This window comes from Paenibacillus sp. WC2504 (assembly GCF_052682475.1).
Genome location: NZ_JBQZFH010000001.1, coordinates 5,867,238 through 5,886,916 on the forward strand (window position 1 = coordinate 5,867,238; position 19,679 = coordinate 5,886,916).

Sequence of the window (19,679 nt, forward strand, 5' to 3'; positions counted from 1 at the left end):
TAAGATGGATTACAGACTTTTAAGTGAAATTAGTGAACCTCTGCTTTTCGATCACCACTTTCTAAAGAATAGCATTTGTTAGGTATTAGAGTAATCTGCCCGTTCAACGGAAAACGACAGCCGATCGTATGCCGGCTGCCGTCATGTCGTGATTGAACTATCGTGTCCCGTTAGCTCAACGGGCAACGGCAGCCAATGGTGTGCGGCTGCCGTCATCAGGGATTGAACTATAGCTCTTAAATTTTAGAAAGCACAATTGAAACAATGATTCCAGTGACGGGAATCCAAAACAAATATGATTTTAGAAGTCTAACCAACCCATTGTTTTGCTTCTCTAACATTTTTTTGTGGTCGTGATTCATTTGTAAATCTGTCAAAGCACCTGTGTCATTGGAAACATTTCTATAACTTGTCATGCCTCCACTTCCCAGAAAAAAAATCATGAAGGTTATTACCAAAAAAATTAACGAACCCATAAACAAATAATCCGAAATTTGTTGCATTCGCCTTCACACTCCTTTTGTCTATTATAGCATTTTTTACCACTCCCACAATCCTGTCCGTTACTTCAACGGACAACGGCAGCCAAACGTGTGCTGGCTGCCGTTATTGTGATTGAACTATCGTTCATCGTCCCTCAGTTTTAAGGGTTTATTTCACGTAAACTCATTCATTCGCAGGATTTCATCACCTTGAAATATAGTAATCTTAAGAATACTAGGTTGTTGAGACCGTAATGAACCCTTCTATGGCATGCGGGAACAGAAGAAACATTGGAACATTTCCCCATTTCAATAATCTACTGCACGCATACTCCACAATCCCTTGGAGATTGACCATCCCAAGGCTCTACGGGTCGACGCCCTTACATTCCTTCGTTACACCTATCCAAGGTGTGGAGACCGATAGCGTTTAGCGGATGGGTCTGTGCCCTTATGAAGAACGAACTCGGTCCTCCGTGCTTTCTTTTTTGAAGTCCTGCGAATGAATCAATTTACATTAGTTCGAAGATGTTAGGCAGCGTGGGTATACGGAATGACTGTTTTTTCAGGAGTGAATGACTCCTCGGAATGCACCAAGCCAACTAAGATTCGTGCCAGTTTTCCAAGCAGTTTAAATATCGACTTCTGCTTACTCATATGTTTAACTTGCACATTATTCAGATGTAATTGCTTAAATATAGGATTTGTTCCCACTAATGTTAAGGTAGCCAGATACAAATATTTTCGGAGTGTGGAATCTCCTCGTTTGGAGAGTATGATCTGGCCTTTACGCTTTCCAGACATGCTTTCTGCCAAATTTAAACCGGCTTTTCGTAGCAATTGACGACCGTGAACGTACTGCGTCAGATCACCGGCACCAGCCAGAATTGCTGCAATATAGATCGTGCCCAAACCTTTAATGGAACGAAGCTGGCTAGCAATCGGGATCTCACCAAGCAAAGCCGCGATTTCTTTTGCTATTTGGTTCAATATACCGTCAATACGCTCGTACTCTTCTAGTAAGCGATGCAGATCCTGTTTGGCCTCATTCAGCGCTACAGTTTCCCCCACGCTTTGAACCGCTTTAGAGAGTAGCTCAGCTGCCTTCTGAATACCTGTGGAGCCGCCAGCTCGTTTCATATATTTTCGCCAACCTGTAATAACTTCTGATGTAGATTGACCTTTTAGATCCAACGGAGACGGGAACTCTTTGAGTGTAGCTATGGAGCGTGGGCAGGTCCAATCTTTAAACACAGAAGCATACTCAGGGAAGCGTATATCCAGCCAGCGTATGATCCGATTCTGCATCCGAACACTATTTGTAACCCAAAATTCTCGATCATTCATTAGGGTTCGTAACCTCTGAAAATGAGTTGCTTGCCGAATGTATTCATAATAATAGCCACGGCTAACAACATCCGCAATAACAAGGGCATCCTTTGGGTCACTCTTGGAAGGACAATTATCTCGGTTCTCTTTGTTTCGTTTCGTCGTTGCTGGATTAACTAAAACGACGTTTAGGCCTTTCTGGGCAAGCCAGTTAGCTAAACTGTACCAGTAGTGTCCCGTCGGCTCCATGCCAATTATGATATCCTTCAGTCGATGTTTTTGTTGCAAACCTTCCATCCAACGCTGTAATTTCTCAAATCCCTGGATAGTGTTTTTGAATGATAGATGCTGGTTTGTAAGGACAATTCCCCGAAAATTTGTAGCTTGAGCTACTTGAGTTTCCTTTGCCATATCAATGCCCACAACAAGATGTGAAGTAGTAATTCGTTCAATACGTTGATTTTGACCGTCTGATTGCTTAAACTTCATAATAAGAGCGCCTCCTTGATGGTGTTGGGTATCTACCCGTCGACAAACCCATCATACCGAGGCGCTCCTTTTTTGACAAAGCCCATTTCTTAGGCTATACAGGAATGTTTAGTTGAACGAATCTGGTGCCCATGTAGAGATTCCATCTCCAGGTGTAGCTACTATAAGCCATTCATGATGTGTGTATCCAGTTCCATCTCCTACTTGCCAACATTCATATTTATCATGGTGCCCATTTACAAAGACCGTTTTTTCCAGATTCAAATTCAATGTGTAGATGTGGCGATTGTGTTCCTAACGTAACGGCATTTACCTTCTCCCTACGTAACTCAAATATTAATTGATACTTTTCTTCTGATAGTTCAACCATTTCAGCTTCGGATACTGGGAATAATTGCGTCCCTTTAGGGAAGACAGCCCATCTTGATTCAATGTTTAACCATAATTGTTCTGGTGAATGATTTACGTATTGTTCAAAACGTATTAAAAATGCACCTGGACCTAAACCAAATTTAACACCATCTAATTGGCAACCAACAAATATATGATTTAAGGCCCGCTCTGCGAATTGTCTATGTTCAATATCCAAACAACCACACCTTTCATCACTAACTTATCTACTCCATACTACCTCAATTTGGTTCCTGCTGCTCAGTTAAACTTCCGTTACTTTAACAGACAACGGCAGCCGATCGTATGCCGGCTGCCGTTACGTCTAGATTGAACTATAGTTATTCGTTAGTTAAGTACCATCTAATTTCGAAAAAAATTCTATAGAGTGTTAAATATTTGCTTTAGATGGTGCTCCAAATGTTCAATGTAGTCTTTAATAAGCCATTCAAGTGTGACAGTCTGTTCTTCATCTATCTTACATGAATTCTGTAGCTTATCTTCAGGAATTTTTGCAATAACCTCAGCTATCTGTTTATTTAAACTCAACCATAAGTTTAAGATGTGATCAATGGGAAGGCTCTGATAATTCATAAGTTCTACCCACTGATTTTGGGCGTACTTAATAACCACGTAAGGTTGATCTTCATACTGAGCACGAACGAATCGTTGAAGATTGTTGAGTGCGGAGTCGGACAAGTGCCCGAGTATTTCTTTTTTTGACCATTTGTTAGGCTGTGTCCGATCAGAAAGATCAAGTTCGGACAATGCATAAATCTTTGCTGGTATTTCAGTGATCCAATGGTTTAGACTTTCTAATGTTGGTTTAATTGATCTCACTCCCCTCATGTTTTACATATTATAGCAAATTTCTGTGCATAATGTTACTCTGTTCTTCTGCCCGATCGTAACGCTGCTGCCAATGGATGCCGGGAGCAGCGTCCTTGTTGTTTTATTAAACTATACTTTTCAGAAGTTCAGTCATTAGTTAGGCTATTTTTTGAAGCAAAGAAGTTATTCATCATTTCTTTTGCTGGCGTGAGACGTGCGTCGGCAGAATACCCAAAGACGCAGTAATTAGTAACCGAATCTATATTTATAAAGGTTAATGTTAAGAACTTAATATTCATTAGTTGATTAATGAAATAGTAAACGAATTGTCAAAAAGGATTAATCGCTTTACAAAAGAAGTAATTATAGAAAGCTCTTTTCGAACATATATTTCTCAGATTAAGTGCGTTTTTCATGAAACAAAACCCATTAATTATTGGTGGGTTTTATTGTGCTTTTTAACTAACGTTCTGCGTTAGCTTAATAACAGATACCCTTTAGGATGAAGTTTATTCTAATTTCTCTAATTATTACTCTTAATCATTAGTTTGTGAGTCTCGTACCAGTCCATCTCCAGATAGCCTTGAGGGATATAGACGGGTTCCCCCCAATTTATATCCCCAACCAATGTTCTACTTCCGATATATAGTTGTTCACCATCCATTTGGATGATCGCTCTACGGCTTGTAATGGCCTTGCCTTCATAAACTAACTTCATAGCATCAGAATAACTCATAGGAATTCCAAAGGAGTCAAACAGTACTGCATTAGGATCGTGAATTGGCCAGTATTCATTCTCAGAGTCCCAAACCTCGGCAAACCGAAAGCCAGTTAAGCCAGTCTGCTCTACTCTTTCCTTAAAAATGTCGGTAACAAATATTTCCGACCTTAGATTTTCTGGAATTTTGAAGATACTTTCATGTTTAATCCTGTCTTTGTGAAATGCATATTTAATAATGTTTCTAACTTTATTATATTCAACATCAATGTCAAGAACAGCCATCGACCTATCTAAGGAATCAATAACATTTAGTACATTTATGGCATAATAGGTGTCCTTAGGATGAAGATAGGGTAATACTTGGATATCGTCTTTGATAATATCGTGTAGAGCTTTTAAAGCCTTGTCATTAAACATTGGATTATCATATACATGGCAAAAATCATACTTCTTCCCCTTTTTTTTAAACTCTTCTACTTCCGGAGCTTGCCAAGTATCTTTCACACTCTTCCCTCTAAATTTCCCCATATTATAATCATTATCAGTCAGATTTAAAAAAACCTCTATATTTAGTAACAAGTATACTTTCATTACAAATTCCTTTACTTAATAATTTATCTCTGACTCTTGTCTATTGCGTATGAAACAATTCCTAACTGACCTCAATATATCCTCTTTCCTAACTTATATATTAACACATATTGGAAGTATACTGCCCGTTACTTCAATAGACAACGGCAGCCGATCGGGTGACCAGCTGCCGCTATATGAGTATTCAACAAACGTTCACCGTTAGTGTAATCGACCAGCTCTGCTGAGGCACAAAAATGGTTATTTTATTGCATTTTCATCGAACCAAACATCTTGTTCTTTCCCTGTGGTATTAAATCTATATCCATAAGGTAAAGCGAAATATTTGATTAGATCTGGTCTTTTAAATGCTAAATGGTGATAATAAACCGTCATCAAAGATCCCACGTTATCGTCATACAGGTCAGTTGTAAGCCACCATCCTGACATATGCTCTGGTGAAGGATATCTCACTGCATCGACTGCTAGTCCTTCATACACACCTTTAGAAATAACTATCATTTGATTAAAAATTGGAAATTTCAGAGTTGCTCCGTATTCCTGACATTCTTGTTTCTGTTCTTGGACTACTTTAATTGCGTAGTCTGCACCTTCTCCAAAACCTTCACCATTGCTTTGGACTTCCCATATCTCATAATAAAATTCAGAAATTTCACAACATTTTACTAACCAAGAATGGTATGCAATCGTTTGGTCAGGCTTAATTAATGGTTTAGCATCAATTACGTAATTAATTAGGTATCTGATCAGCTCTACATACTCATTACGCAACCTTTTTTTAATGGATATAATAAATTCTTTTTCAATCAATTTATATAGTCCTTTTGTCCGAATGTATCCATTTTCAAACAAAATTTCAATTCCGCGATATTCAATCATTCATTTTCTCCTCATTTCAATTCAGTGCAGTGCACTTCGTCCCTTTTTACAGTTGATTAGTAATTCTAGTTCCATATCACTTTTCCCTTGTCATTAAAATATACTCCCTCAACGAATCCAGGGAGCAGCTGCCGTGAGGCGATCTGCTCCCTGATTATTACTCTATCGTAACCCGTTAGCTTAATCCATCATTGTAATTTATTTGTTTATGAATTTACTACGGTCAACTGCTTCTGGTGGTTTTTCCAACCATCCGTTGTCAATCATGAGATTTGCGCCATCTTCCACATATAGCATTACTTCGGATTGGCATTTCAAAAATAAAGCACCAATATCTATTCTTCCGTTTAGCGATAAGCCATTGGCATATTCCCTAATTTTCACATTAAACATGTCAACTTTGTGAAAAACCATGAACTTGTCAGAAAATGGTGAGATTGCAGAAGAAGTCACCAAATGATCTTTTAGTGTCGGGGAGGGCAATCCATCTTGAGACAATTTTTCTGTTAACAATTCGATGTGCTTTTGCATTTGCTACTTGAGCAAACCCAATAATAAGTGCTTTACTAGTGATATCGTTATTCAGATTTCCAAAGATATGCGCAATTTCCAATCCTTGTAGGGGTCTACCTTTTTGAAAAAAAGAGCCTAAAAACTTTTGGCTATGTACAAAATCAACTTTTTCAGGGGGCTGAATAACAGGCGAATTCATAAGCTCATTTTTAGATTCTGAAAGTAATCCTGCTCGCAAACCCGGGTATTCTGGATACTTAGGATTACCCCAGATTCCACTCCGAATGAATCTTCGGCACATCGGAAATCAGCTGCTGGGTATATGTGTGCTGAGGATTCAGCAGGATTTTTTCCGCTTGGCCGTTCTCTACGACTTTCCCTTTTTCCATAATATATAATGTATCGCTCACATAATAGGCCAGGCCCACGTCATGGGTGATGAAGATGATGGTCATGTTGTTCTCATCCCGCAGCTTCAGAAGCATATCCAGGATCGTGGAACGTGAGCAGGCATCGACCATGGAGGTCGGCTCATCGGCAATCAATACTTTGGGATGCAGCATAAAGATTCGAGCGATCATTAGCCGCTGCATCTGTCCCCCCGAAAGCTCAAAAGGATATTTGTTATACAGCTCCTCGAACTTCAGATTAACAAAGGAACAGGCGTCTTTCATCTTGTGAAACTGCTCTTCTTTCGAAAGCTTCAGCCCCTGCAGCTTAATACAATCGATTAATAGCTTTTCCACTTTATGAAACATATTGAAAGAGGAGAAAGGATCCTGAAATATCGCCTGGATATCCTTCCAATACTCTTTGCGGTTAGCATGGGTCCTCAGTTGCCTCGGTTTGCCCTTATATTGGATATTTCCGTTGGATTCCTTCAGTAAACCCATCATGATTTTGGCCAGGGTGGTTTTGCCGCTGCCGCTTTCCCCGACTATTGAAATGATTTCTCCTTCATGGAATGTGAAATTCACATCATGAACTGCCGTTATTTTATTCTTTCCGTAACCGAATGTTTTCGTAATGTTCTTTCCGCTGATGAGAACGTCATTCCTGCTCATTATCGTACCACCCCTTTAACGTCTGGGTATCAAAAAGGCACCGGTAAATCCGGTCGTCGGCAACCCGGTTTTCCACTTTCCCTATCCGGCATTGGTCCTGGACGTAAGGGCACCGATCCGCAAACCGGCAGCCCTCGGGTACTTTCTTCAAATTAGGCGGGGCTCCGGGGATAGCAGTTAGTTTATGCTCCTTCATACCTTCTTCGGGAACGATGATGGATCCCATCAATTTCTTCGTATACGGGTGCAGCGGGTCAAAAATCATCTGTCTCGCCGTTCCTCTCTCGACGATTTCTCCCGCATACATGACCATAATATCATCGGTCACATGGTACAGCAGCGGCAGCTCGTGGGTGATGAACACAAGGGATTTGATGAACCCTTTGGCAAGCAAATCCTTCATCAGCTTGATAACGGCCTTCTGTGATGTAACATCCAGTGCGGAAGTCGGTTCGTCCGCAATCAACACCTTCGGATTTAATATACTGGAGATAGCTATGACGGTCCTTTGCTTCATCCCGCCGGATAATTCATTCGGATAAGAGTTCAGTACACTGGGTGACAAATTTAATGTCTCAAAACGCTCGGCAGCCATGTCCCAAACCTGCTTCTTGGTCAACTCCGGTTTATGCTCTTTCATGATATCTTCGATAAAGCGAATGATTCTCAACGTCGGATTCAACGCATTCATCGCCGCCTGAGGAATATACGCAATTTCCCGTCCGGATATTTGTAACCTTAGCTGCTCCTTGCTGAGCTTCATAATATCCGTTCCGTTGATCACAATGGATCCGCTATTATAATGCAGTGGCGGAAAATAAAAGCCCATCAGGCTGAGGGCAAGAGTGGACTTGCCACAGCCGGATTCCCCTGCGATGCCCAGCGTCTTTCCTTCTTCGAGCACGAAGTCGACTCCGTCGACCGCGTGTACCTTTTCTTTCAGCCGAGTTTTATAGTAGGTTTTCAACCTTCCTACTTCTAATATGTTTTTGCCCATAATTAGCTCCTTATCTTGGGATTAAAGATTTCATCCATCCCCGTGTTCATTAAATAAAGGGAGAAGGTGATGATAGCAATGGACAGCGCAGCCGGAATGAATGCCCACCAAGCCCCTGCGACCGGAGCTTCGAACACCAGCGCCCAGTTCATAAGGATCCCCAGCGAGATCGTATTGTAGGGTCCCAATCCCAGCATGGAGATAGAGGCCTCCGATAGAATGCCGGAAGCAGTCTGAAGGACAAAAGCCATAACCACGTAAGAGGCGATGTATGGAAGAATTTCAAACGCGATGATCCGCGGTGTGCTGTGACCGGAAATTTTGGCCAGATTCACATGATCCCGGTTTCTTAAGGAAGTCGTTTGGGCACGTACCGCCCGGGCTGTCCAAGGCCAGCTGGTAACCCCGATAATGACCGCTGTCACTAAGGAACTACGGGAATCGATACTGACGGAGATGAGGATCAAAATGATAAATGACGGAATGACGATGAAAATATTCGTTACGGCTGATAGGAAATTATCGACTAAACCTCCGATGTAGCCTGAAGACAAACCAATCACAAGCCCAATAGAGGTCGCGAAAATACCGGCAATCAATCCTACTTTGAGGGATGTTCTTATGCCGTACGTAAGCTCGAGAAACACATCTCTTCCGAAATTATCAGATCCTAGAAGAAGAGTGGAACTCGGGTGCTGAAAAGCGAGTGCCATCATCTCCAGCGGATCCTTTTTATTAAACAACGGGTAGATCCACACCAGCGCAATCATAGCCAGAAGAACGGACCCTCCTATGATGAACTTGGGGGATTTAACTAATATGCTATATGAATTAGACATGTTATTGATCCTCCATTTGAGCCGCCTTGATTCTTGGATCAACCAATCCATAAACAATTTCAATGATGAAATTCGCAAGCAGCACGGTAGCGGCTATGAGCAGTGTGCACCCAGAAATGAGTGGGTAATCCAGCTGCCGTATGGCGGTAAACAACCAAGTACCGATCCCGGGATACGAAAATACAATTTCACAGATTAAGGATCCACCGACCATCGTTCCTATAGACAGGGCAAGTCCAGTTATTTGGGGAAGCATGGCGTTCCGGAACACATACTTGGCGATCTTCGAATCACGGATCCCAAGCAGCTTACTATAGAGGACGTAGTCCGAATTCAGCTCGTATAGGGACATCTGCCTCATCCCTATGGCTTGGCCACCAATAGTTACTATAACAATGGAGAGAAACGGGAGCGTATGATGTCTTATGACCGAAATGAAAAAATCAAGACTGAGCTGTGGCATCATCTGGTAATCGTATCCACCTGCCAAGGGAAACCAGTGCAGTGTGAGTCCGAATATAAAAAGCATGATGATCGCGAGAGTAAAAAAAGGAATGGAGTTGACGAATAAAGCGGCTGGGAAAAGAACTTTGTCGAACACGCCTCTTTTATAGGCAGCCACTGCTCCGAGAATATTTCCCAGAATCCACCCGGTCAAAATAGCGGGCAGCTGCAATCCTATGGTCCAAGGAACCGCGGAAGCGAGAATATCCGTAACCTGCTTGGGGTACAGGCCGAACGAGGTTCCTAAGTTGCCTGTAAATAAGTTTTTGATATAGATAACAAACTGGGTCCCGATCGGCTTGTCAACGCCAAACTCTTTTGTAAAGGTTTCATATACTTTCTTGATCGAATCGCTGTCCGTCATCCCCTGTGTCATTTGGGCAGCAATCATGCTGATCGGGTTACCTTGGATTAGCCTCGGCAGAACAAAGTTTAACGTCACTGCTATAAGCAGGGTAAGAAAATACCAGAAGAACTTCTTGGTAAAATACTTCGCATAGGCATTCAAATTGTACACACCCCTTGGGTAGCTGATTTAAGGTTGGAAAAAGAAGCCTATATTGGGGTCACATTCACATTTACCCAATATAGGCTCCTATGGGATTAGTTGTGAATCTGGAACAGGGATTTGAAGCCCGCCCCGTCAATCGTTATCTGCGGAGGAATGTTACTGCCATCGCTTTGTGCCGGGAATCCTTTCCAAACCGTTTCATTCACGGTGTGGAATACCCATGGTCTGTACATGAGCGGAATAGAAGGAACATCGGTAAGCCACATTTTGGTCAACTCCGTGTACATGGATTTCAATTGGGCTTCGTCGGAAACCGATGGGATTTTATCGATAATTTCATCAGCCTTCGCGTTCTTATATCTACCCCAGTTCCAGAAGGCCAATTCTCCCAGTGGAGCTACGCCTTTGGAGTACATAATCGCTCTGGCTCGGCTCCAAGGCTGGCTTGGGCTTACCGCACCGGCAGGCGTATTCATGATAATGTCGAATTTCCCTGTCTGCAGATCATTCGTCCAAACAGGTGCTTCCGGGAACTTAGTTCGGATTTCAATACCGATGGATTTAGCGCTTTGGGCGACAATCTCAAGCGATGCATTCCAGTCAGCCCATCCGTATGGACATTCCACTTCGTATGGCCCTAGTCTTGTTCCGTTCAGCACGCGTATACCGTCTGAACCCTTCTTCGCTCCGATCTTGTCGAGCAGGGCGTTAGCACCGGCCACATCCGTAGTCCACTGCAGCGGCTTGATAGCATTCTGATCCACATATTTAGCTTCCGCCGACGTGTTCAAAGTAAGGGATGGCTGCATTGGTGCCGAATATCCGCTCATGGCCAAGTCGGAAACCTTTTTATAATCGATGCTCATGGCAATGGCTCTTCTCACATCCGCATTATCGAGACCCTTCTTCGACATGTTAAAGAAGATAGAAGGCATAGAGCCGGGCAGATAGTACGGTGCTTCCTTCAAATAAGTCCTGATCGGAGCGCCATCCTTCCACATATTCCAAACCTGCGGAATAAACTGCTGGGACACATCCACCTGATTACTTTTGAATGCAAGGTCTCCCGCGGTGTTGTCTTTATAAATAACATGGGTGATGTACTTAGGAGCAGGAAGCTTGCCGAACAAGGCTTTGCCCCAGTAGTTGTCGTCTCGAACGACGGTGATCTTCTGATCGTTATAGAAATACATTTTGTAAGGACCTGTACCTACCGGATCGGCATTGATTTCCTTACGTAGGGTCGGCAGATCGTTGTTGGCCTTCTTCTCAAGCTCTTCCCAGATGTGCTTCGGAAGCATCGGAATCAGCTCTATGCTGTCGAGTACAGTAAGCTTGTTTGGCGTGGTTTTGTTCATTTTAATATTAACGGTATTCGGTCCCTCCGCGACGACATCTTCAATGTAGGTCCAGAAGCTACTCCAGTTGATTTCATATTTTTTCCCTAATTTATAAGTGTAGACTACATCGTCCGCCGTAAAAGGCTTGCCGTCGCTCCATTTGGCGTCCTTGTTGAGTTCCACTTTTAAGGTCATGTCATCCGTCCAAGAATATTTGGTTCCAAGTAAAGGTTCCAATTGTCCGTTCAACTGGTTAATCATGAACAGCGTTTCATAGACCAATTCCCTGGAGTTTCCATAGTTGATGGGAAAAGCCGGATTCCCGCTTATCAAGTTGAAATTGGCAGGCGGTCCCCATTGTAAACCATTGATATACATGGTCTCGTTCCTGGGCGTTTCCTTAAGAGCCGTAGTCGTTGTCGGTGCAGCTGTCTGTCCTGCCGGCACCGTGGTCTCCGGTTTGGTGGTCTGATTGGTAGCCGTGGACGGTGGAGTCGGGGGTGCTTCACAGGCTGCCAAAAGTGTGGTGGCTACCATGGCAAGTCCACTAATTACGGTGACAAATTTTCTGTGTTTCATTTTCTAGCCCTCCATTCAAACAGTTGGACTTCGTAAAAGCTTTATTTCTATGTAAGCGGTTTCTCTAGTAGCCTATGACGAATTTGTTCCTGTTATTACCAATCGGATGGTTCAAGCAAAATAAAAATAGGATACTGGAAATCTCCAGTATCCCTACTTGTTATCACAACTATAGTTGTCGTCCGGAAAGTAAGCTTATAGACACCTTAGACCTCAATTTCATCAAGCATTCCAAACTCATTTTTATCCAGTAGAATTTCATAAGCCAAGTATCCATTGGTTTCTATATGTTGAATTGGAACGACCATTATTGGTTCCTGTGACACTCCGCTCTAATAATTTGTGATGATAATCAAAAAAGCCATAATATAAGCGGCTTGTAATGGGATAATATTCTTATCCATAGCAACAAGAGGTCCAGCGGTGTCTGCGCCTCTGTAATAATGACTGAGTTCATAAAAGTAATTGCCCTCCCGATTTTTAAGAAGGTGAATTCCAATATATATGCCATCTATTCTTGCTTTTAAACATTGGACGACCTCATGAACGGATTCAATATCTGCATGGACATTCTCGAGCTCAGCTAAATTTGACATGCTTTATGCCTCCACGTCATCGCCGATCTTCGTATTTTCGTTTATCGGAGGGACGTTCGCAGACCGATGGAGGCCGAAAAGGACAATGGTGTGGTACGAAAGTGTAGTTCTATCCATAATACACCCACCTAAAAATTTTCTTTATTTTACCATAACACTTACTTAGTAAATACTCAGGTACCCGGAAATACAGGTAGCCAGTCCCGCATATTGTAGATACAATCCCGGCAGGTTAAAATGGAAATAGACCAGAACATTAAAAAGTAGTTTCTGGGCTATTTGAGGTCCTGCTATAAATATAGAAACGTTATCCAGACTATGATCTATTTTTACACGTATCTCGGCTGTACCCGTTATACAGTCCATTTGTCAGAATGTATCCATTTTTAAACAAAATTTCAATTCCACGATATTCAATCATTCATTTTCTCCCATATCAAAATCAATACACTTCGTCCCTTTTTACAGTTGATTAGTAAATCTGGTTCTATATCACTATTCCCTTGTCATTAAACTAAACTGCCCGATAGCTTAATGAGGCTGCCACTCGTTTTCACGGTGGCAGCCTCATTTTGTAGTTTATTCAAGTAACGTGTCCCGTTAGCTGAATGACTTTTTCTTGTTTGAGATTATTGTTTGCTATTCATTTTTAGACAAAACGTGTGTGTGTGTGTCCAGTCAGCAACCAATCGCTGCTGTTTTTTTCAACACCCGTTTGTCCTCTCTTCATTTCAGTCTATGCACGGGGTGGGAAGGGTTAACTCAAGTAACGATTTCGGATGACCCCCATGTGATGAAGCTCGTGTCCTGCGATGCCGTAAGCGAGGGCGCGCGCCGTAATGCTTACGTTGTTGGCTGTGCCCTTGCGGGACCACGCCTCCGTCGGTAACCCGCGCAGCAGTGTGATCGTCGATTGCCGTACGGCCCGGTAGTCTTCGGCCAATTGCGCGGTTGTCCAGCTTCCGAAAGGAGGAATGAACAATTCCTGGTCGAAACCGGGCAGAGGCGTCTGATCCCCTCTTGCAAATCGGAGCAGGCGGTAGGTCATGACGCGTTCACTGTCTGCGATGTGGCCCACGACTTCTTTTAGCGTCCATTTTCCTTCCGCATACCGATGGGCGCTCTGACTTTCGGTCAACGATGCCAACAGCTCGGCCATTTGCTTTTCCTGGGCGAGCAGAATGTCGATGATGTTGCCTTCCGGCACCAACCGGATATACTCGCCGGCGTCCCCGGCGTATTCTTCTTCTGACGGTCTTTGGTTCATGCGTAATCACCTTTCTATGAAGATATAGAAAACTAAAATGCTCTTTCCAATGCTCTACCGCGATTTTTTTGCGAAATTCGTTACTTCGGCATGTCTAATGAATTCGCGAAAGAATAGAACTTTCCTTCCAACAATTGAGAATAAGCAACCACTTAGTTGGTTGGCCGCCAAGCTAAACTGCCCGTAGCTTAATAAGTTTCTTAATAAGGTTCCCATCGTTACATTGGTAGTCTTGTTTTTGAGTTCTTTGGAAACGGGTAATCAAATATTGTGAAGGGCTAATAACCAATATTAATTTTGGATCTCAATGTTGTGCTCTTTACACCAGTCAATTACTAATTCTTTAATCTTATTTTCTCTATACATATACCAATGTTTATCAACACCATGTTCAATTAATCCATCTTTAAATCTCCGAAACGCTCCTCTTCCTTGAATTGCATCATACAGTTCTTCTCGAATCCTCTGATCCTTAATACTCAGAATAAACTCCTCAATGATTTCATATTCATTGAGTTCATTTCTTAATGTGAAGTCAACGTAAACCCCGACTTCATCCTCAATTATGTTAATGGCTTTTTCAATATTCTCCCTTTGCCATACAGGAAATTTTTCAAGAGGCTCTTCATCTTCAGCAGCTCCAATTTCTTCTCTCATTAATGTAATAACCTCACCTGTTATAGTGTTTATAAAAGTAAAAGCATCATCAATTTGAAGTTCAATTTCACTGATTAAATCATCTATCTTTACTGGTTTGTTACTCTTCATATGCCTTTGCTCCTTTTCGATGTATACAAACATCATATCCAAAAAAATAAACAAAGCTACCTAATCGGTAGCTTCGAACACGCAATGATTGGATGGTCCAACTTTATAGACATTGAACTAAAGTTTCTTCGTTAGTTCAACGAACTAATTGATCTCTTTTATTAGATTTCCGTCTTTATCATAATACTTATAATTTCGAAATTCATATTGGCTACTATCGGTATCGGGAAAATTGACCCAAGCAACAGTCGCCTTATAAGGAATAAACCTTTGCTCCAATTTCTGTCCATTTATACTTACTTGCATTTTAGCAATTTCATTTTCATTATTGGCAACAATCATAAACATACTAAGATGCTCAGGAATGAATGAGCTAAATTTTTCATCCTCACTCACTTGTATATAACTCCACAAAAAATTGCCATCTTCATTTTTTCTAAATTGAATATAGCCAGGGCTATTGTTAGATAAAAATCCTACAACCCTTCGATCATTGAAATCCTTTACCTCCAGAATTTCAATTGATTTATTTTCATACCCTTTAATAGATTTAATTACTTTTTCTATGGAATCTTTATCATTTCCATACACATGCTTATTATCGTTAATATAATAAGCCGAGAATCCGATAATTAGTAGCAAAATTGTAAGTGTAAAAAAAGTTAATCTACTCTTTTTCAACAATCTGCCCCCTTTGGTGGGAAAAACTTATTCATTTATAATTATTCAATTTTATCAATTCAATTTCGTTTCCAGAATAATAACCCCCTCGAAAAACATGACGTTTTAGTGCTTGTATAAGTTTCGCTTTTGTTCAAGTATCCCGTTAATTGAATGAATAAAAAAAGAGCTGCCACGAAGCAAGCTCCTTCACTAAAGTTTATCGTTAGCTGAATACCTTATAACCTGGATTTTTATTAGGGTACACAATTCCAATCAAAGTAGTTATCGTCACAGCAGTAAGAAAGGTGTATTTGTTGAAGAACATAGTGTTGGTGTATTGGTTTAATATTGGATAACGGTACACTTGGAATTGAGATCATCCCATGAGCCTAATAAATCGGATAAATCCTTAACAAAATTCAGCTCGAGAAGAAAGAAAACGACTAAAATTATTAAGCAAATAATAAATATTAAGGCTTTGATTTTATTACTCACTTTCCGTAAACCAGTGCGAAGAACTAAAAAGTAAAATATATTAAAACCGATAAAAATGGGAATTGAAAATAAAATTGGAACTAATCCCAGATTTCCGTTTCCAGATGTTTTGTAGGGATCAATCGTAAAAAGATTTACCAAGTAAAAAAGTATGATACTCAGCACCAACAAAACAACAGTCGTTCTTATCTTTGCTTTTTTACTCATTTTCAACAATCCATTCAATTAAGTTCCCCCTTCTTATACTATACCACGCTCTACTGTCCGTTACTTCAATAAAAAAGGAACAGCTGCCGACCCGCGGCATTCTGCTCCCTTATTTTGAACTATCGTATCCGTTAGTTCAATGCTCAAGTGCCTAAAACTACCCATTAATTCAATGCCATTTATTAAACGGAACTCACGTGAGTTTAATAAGATCTGTTGGCTTAGCCTTAGGTTTTTCTTCGTTACGACTTTACGACTGAACATACGTACATCTAAAAATAATAAACATTACTTTTATCCTGAGCATATAGTATAGGATTCTTAATATATGGAGGTATTAGAAGAAATATGAGGACTAAGCGTTCCATTACTCGATTATCATTGAGGAATCGTGTCATCAAGACTATACCAGTTGAAAGAAACCCCTCCAAAATCTATCTTAATGAGCCCCTTAACCGGATTTATGTACTTAACACCGGAAGTAATACCGTCACTGTAATAAATGGTGATACGAATAGAATAATTCGCACCATAAGTGTTGGCAACAACCCGTTTCACGCTGCGGTAAATCCTCGTACCAACCGATTTTATGTATCCAATACAACAAGTGGAACCGTTTCCGTCATTAACAGTATCACAAATAGGATCATAAAGACGATCAAGCTTTCATCCAGTGTGGGAAATATAGCTGTAAATCCGTCCACCAACCGAATCTATGTAATCAATCGTAGTAGTAACACATTAGTTGTTATCGACGGCGAAACCAACAAAATTATGTCTAAAATACCATTGGTCGGAATTCAACCGATAAGTGTTGCTGTGAATCCTTTAACGAATCGAATTTATGTCGTGTTTGCGAAAACAGGGAACTTGGCCGTCATAGATGGAAAGAGCAATCTGATAATCGCAAATCCTCAAACGGGGCCAGCTTTCGTAGTTTTAATCAATACTAGGACAAATCGAATTTATGTCGTTAAAGACGCTGATATTATTGTAGTTAATGGAAACACCAACAGACTCATAACCGTAATATCCCCCCCTACTCTCCATGAAATCATTGATCCCGCTTTAAATGAGCGAACAAATCGACTGTATTCTGCAGATCCTGATGGTGGCACGGTAAGTGCAGTAAATTTGCGAACAAATCGGATAATCCAGACGGTACGTACTGGCGAATCTCCAGCTGTTATCAATGTTGACCCTATAAGAAACCTTGTATATGTTCCGGAATTTGGCGGCAATGTTATCGTGATAAATGGGGCGGATAACACGATTCTTACACGTATACGTACGGGAGTCGAACCTTTTAACGGTGTTTTGAATGCCCGAACCAATCGTTTGTACGTCCTGAGTAACAGGGATCGTAAGGTTGTCGTTATACAAGGCTTATGATTACGACTTTATTTTAAACCAGCCTCAACTTTTCCTGTCACTCACTAATTAACCTAAATTGAGAAAGGCAGCGATCATATGACCGGCTGCTTTCCGAATGGCGGATGTTCTCTTACTTTCCTAGATTGATCCGCAGCACAGATGTGATCTGATTGAATTCCATGAGGACATCCCCCGCTGTTAAATCCAACTGTTCTGCAGTTCGCGGTGTAACTTGGATGAATGGCTCAACAAATATGGGGTGCTCAATGAATCTGACTCCATATGAACATTTTGATAAGAACGAGTGGTTTATCACCATTGCTATAGTTTGTACGTATACTTTCTCGTACTTTCTGCCAAGGAAATTAAAACCAGAAATTACCTTTCTGCTTTTTTTGTGGGGGTTCACTGTAGCGAAGTTTTGGGATTTTACGATCGGAGGAGGGGTGTTTGACTTTTATGAAGTAAACGATTCGCCTCATTACGACATGTTTGACTTAGTTTCTTACTTTCTTTATTCTCCATTTTCCTATTTCTTTATTTATTTTTATGAATTGTTTGGAATAAAAACGAAAAGTGTCGTATTATACGTAGTTGTTTGGTGTATTTTATCTCTAGGAGTCGAATGGATCAGTGTTGTTTTTAAAATGATCACATACAAGAATGGATATTCAATAATTTTTTCAATCCCAATTTATTTATTTACTTTAAGTTTGACTTTACTCTTTTACCGATGTATTAATTTAGGTAAGTTAGTTCTTAAATAAAAGAGAAGTTCTATCCAAAGAAACCACTCCATTGGCAGGAGTGGTTTTGTCTTTATATGCTGATATATATATTGTGGTCAAAATGAACTTTGCACTTAGATACATTACGGTGACCCGTATCACTAAATGATATTAAATAGCCATCCCACTACGCTCTACTGCCCGTTAGTTGAGCAAAGGCTGCCGAAAATGCCGGCAGCCTCATGTTAGTTGTGTATGTAATTAACGTTCTGCGTTAGTTGAACAAAGGTACATTATCGTATATTGTACATACAACTCGAATTGATTCTATGAACACAAAAAAAGAAATCCCCTTAAAACTTAAAGGATTCCTCTTTTTCGGTACACTACAAGGTGATATCGAATGAGTATTCTGGGTATGGTGTGCGCTATGGTGCTATTAGTCTATTCAGTCTAGAGAAATGGGTATGGGCTGTTTCGAATGTTCGAGCCATCTTGTTCTTTTATTACTGTATTACCAAGCAAAAACTGCAAGAACGATTACAAGTAAAACATAAAGGACCAATACCACCGCAGCTGAGGAGTAGCCACTATAACCTGCACAACTTGCACCCATAATTAATCATTCCCCTCAAGTTAATTTTCATTACGGTATAATCATACGCTCAGTACATAGTTCTTGATTGGACATATGCCTGGGATTTCTTTCTGGAAGGTAAAAAACACAAAATAATTCGTTCCTCTAAAGGACGGTTTTTTGTTTAGGAAAACGGAGGTATTCGTGGAACAATTGACCAATGCTGCCCGTTAGTTGAGTAAAGGCAGCCGTTCACTAGACGGCTGCCTTCCCCAGTGTTTATTCAACTAAAGTTCACCGATAGCGCACGTGTCAATACATTATACTGATGTTGCACATTTGTATATAAATGTTGTTATTCAAATTTAGTTGTCATTCATGAAGTTCTCCTCTTGGATCTAAAACTTTAATTTCATTTGATAAAAGAGTCTAGCGCTTGAAGATGAGAATGGCAATAACTAGAAGCAATGCGCTGCAAACCACCTGCTCGACTTTCATCCATACCGGTAAAGTCAAGAAAAAAAGTACGGCGGTGAATGCGATGAGCAATACCGTCACAACGATACGCAACCGCATCAATTCACGCGGTTTACCTATGGCAGCCCGACTTGCAAAGACTACTGTCAAGACCGATGTAGCAGCGACGATGATGCCACGTACCCAAGCCTAAGGGTTTACGAGGTTTGGTGCAGTATACGATAAAATAATGATCGCCACGACGGTCAGTCAGCTTATCAAGCTATAAAGAGTGACAAGCCATCTGACGGAACGAAGAGCTGTTGTTGTCATCTTTGGATTTGCATGGTTGGCAGCCAAATTTTTGTCCATCATTAAGGCCTTTCTGCGCTATGGGAGCGCTATCGATTTGCCAGCAGCCTGTTGATTATTGGGCTACCCTTCTCCTTTAGCACAATAACGTCAATCCAGAGATGGCAATTTACCATC

The 19,679-nt window shown here is 41.0% G+C and carries 20 protein-coding genes; 1 reads left to right on the top strand and 19 read right to left on the bottom strand.

The window, feature by feature from the left end; translation table 11 throughout:
* Nucleotides 1–236: 236 nt before the first annotated feature.
* From ACUN27_RS26360 to ACUN27_RS26445, 18 genes are all read right to left on the bottom strand, one after another.
* Nucleotides 237–503, bottom strand: coding sequence for a hypothetical protein (locus tag ACUN27_RS26360; protein WP_315954728.1), 267 nt, complete (start codon nucleotides 501–503; stop codon nucleotides 237–239).
* 510 nt (nucleotides 504–1,013) lie between these two features.
* Nucleotides 1,014–2,300, bottom strand: coding sequence for an IS110 family transposase (locus ACUN27_RS26365; protein WP_445559327.1), 1,287 nt, complete (start codon nucleotides 2,298–2,300; stop codon nucleotides 1,014–1,016).
* 223 nt (nucleotides 2,301–2,523) lie between these two features.
* Nucleotides 2,524–2,889, bottom strand: coding sequence for a hypothetical protein (locus ACUN27_RS26370; RefSeq protein WP_326063414.1), 366 nt, complete (start codon nucleotides 2,887–2,889; stop codon nucleotides 2,524–2,526).
* A 182-nt stretch (nucleotides 2,890–3,071) separates the two neighbouring features.
* On the bottom strand, nucleotides 3,072–3,521 hold the full coding sequence (locus tag ACUN27_RS26375; protein ID WP_379174443.1) for a DinB family protein: 450 nt from the start codon (nucleotides 3,519–3,521) through the stop codon (nucleotides 3,072–3,074).
* Between the two features lie 523 nt (nucleotides 3,522–4,044).
* Entirely contained in the window at nucleotides 4,045–4,833 is a 789-nt protein-coding gene (locus tag ACUN27_RS26380; RefSeq protein ID WP_326063413.1) for an imm11 family protein, read from the bottom strand.
* Between the two features lie 240 nt (nucleotides 4,834–5,073).
* Nucleotides 5,074–5,712 carry an immunity protein Imm33 domain-containing protein gene (locus ACUN27_RS26385; protein WP_326063412.1) on the bottom strand — a complete coding sequence of 213 codons (639 nt, stop codon included), beginning with the start codon at nucleotides 5,710–5,712 and terminating at the stop codon, nucleotides 5,074–5,076.
* 198 nt (nucleotides 5,713–5,910) lie between these two features.
* Entirely contained in the window at nucleotides 5,911–6,243 is a 333-nt protein-coding gene (locus tag ACUN27_RS26390; RefSeq protein WP_315954735.1) for a DUF3231 family protein, read from the bottom strand.
* Complete coding sequence (locus ACUN27_RS26395; protein WP_445560709.1) at nucleotides 6,134–6,463, bottom strand: hypothetical protein; 330 nt, start codon at nucleotides 6,461–6,463, stop codon at nucleotides 6,134–6,136. The genes ACUN27_RS26390 and ACUN27_RS26395 overlap by 110 nt, the downstream gene beginning before the upstream one ends.
* Before the next feature lie 25 nt (nucleotides 6,464–6,488).
* A complete protein-coding gene (locus tag ACUN27_RS26400) occupies nucleotides 6,489–7,289 on the bottom strand; it encodes an ABC transporter ATP-binding protein (protein ID WP_127457969.1) in 801 nt (266 codons plus the stop codon).
* On the bottom strand, nucleotides 7,276–8,286 hold the full coding sequence (locus tag ACUN27_RS26405) for an ABC transporter ATP-binding protein (RefSeq protein ID WP_315954736.1): 1,011 nt from the start codon (nucleotides 8,284–8,286) through the stop codon (nucleotides 7,276–7,278). Before ACUN27_RS26405 ends, ACUN27_RS26400 begins: the two co-directional genes overlap by 14 nt.
* Nucleotides 8,287–8,288: 2 nt before the next feature.
* Entirely contained in the window at nucleotides 8,289–9,125 is an 837-nt protein-coding gene (locus tag ACUN27_RS26410; protein WP_315954737.1) for an ABC transporter permease, read from the bottom strand.
* A gap of 1 nt (nucleotide 9,126) precedes the next feature.
* Nucleotides 9,127–10,137, bottom strand: a complete 1,011-nt coding sequence (locus ACUN27_RS26415; protein WP_127457972.1) for an ABC transporter permease — start codon at nucleotides 10,135–10,137, stop codon at nucleotides 9,127–9,129.
* A 95-nt stretch (nucleotides 10,138–10,232) separates the two neighbouring features.
* Nucleotides 10,233–12,059: an ABC transporter substrate-binding protein gene (locus ACUN27_RS26420; RefSeq protein WP_127457973.1), complete on the bottom strand. Its 1,827-nt coding sequence runs from the start codon at nucleotides 12,057–12,059 to the stop codon at nucleotides 10,233–10,235.
* Between the two features lie 332 nt (nucleotides 12,060–12,391).
* Nucleotides 12,392–12,655, bottom strand: a complete 264-nt coding sequence (locus tag ACUN27_RS26425; protein WP_315954738.1) for a hypothetical protein — start codon at nucleotides 12,653–12,655, stop codon at nucleotides 12,392–12,394.
* A 757-nt stretch (nucleotides 12,656–13,412) separates the two neighbouring features.
* Complete coding sequence (locus ACUN27_RS26430; RefSeq protein WP_326063411.1) at nucleotides 13,413–13,922, bottom strand: DinB family protein; 510 nt, start codon at nucleotides 13,920–13,922, stop codon at nucleotides 13,413–13,415.
* 291 nt (nucleotides 13,923–14,213) lie between these two features.
* Complete coding sequence (locus ACUN27_RS26435) at nucleotides 14,214–14,690, bottom strand: UPF0158 family protein (RefSeq protein ID WP_315954740.1); 477 nt, start codon at nucleotides 14,688–14,690, stop codon at nucleotides 14,214–14,216.
* A gap of 144 nt (nucleotides 14,691–14,834) precedes the next feature.
* Entirely contained in the window at nucleotides 14,835–15,371 is a 537-nt protein-coding gene (locus ACUN27_RS26440) for a hypothetical protein (RefSeq protein ID WP_315954741.1), read from the bottom strand.
* Nucleotides 15,372–15,695: 324 nt separating this feature from the next.
* Nucleotides 15,696–16,055, bottom strand: coding sequence for a hypothetical protein (locus ACUN27_RS26445; protein ID WP_445559798.1), 360 nt, complete (start codon nucleotides 16,053–16,055; stop codon nucleotides 15,696–15,698).
* A gap of 348 nt (nucleotides 16,056–16,403) precedes the next feature.
* Here ACUN27_RS26445 and ACUN27_RS26450 point away from each other — a divergent pair, with 348 nt between their 5' ends.
* Complete coding sequence (locus tag ACUN27_RS26450; protein ID WP_326063409.1) at nucleotides 16,404–17,447, top strand: YncE family protein; 1,044 nt, start codon at nucleotides 16,404–16,406, stop codon at nucleotides 17,445–17,447.
* A 1,716-nt stretch (nucleotides 17,448–19,163) separates the two neighbouring features.
* On the opposite strand, the gene ACUN27_RS26455 is transcribed toward ACUN27_RS26450, so the two are convergent.
* A complete protein-coding gene (locus ACUN27_RS26455) occupies nucleotides 19,164–19,361 on the bottom strand; it encodes a hypothetical protein (RefSeq protein ID WP_315954744.1) in 198 nt (65 codons plus the stop codon).
* Nucleotides 19,362–19,679: the final 318 nt, after the last annotated feature.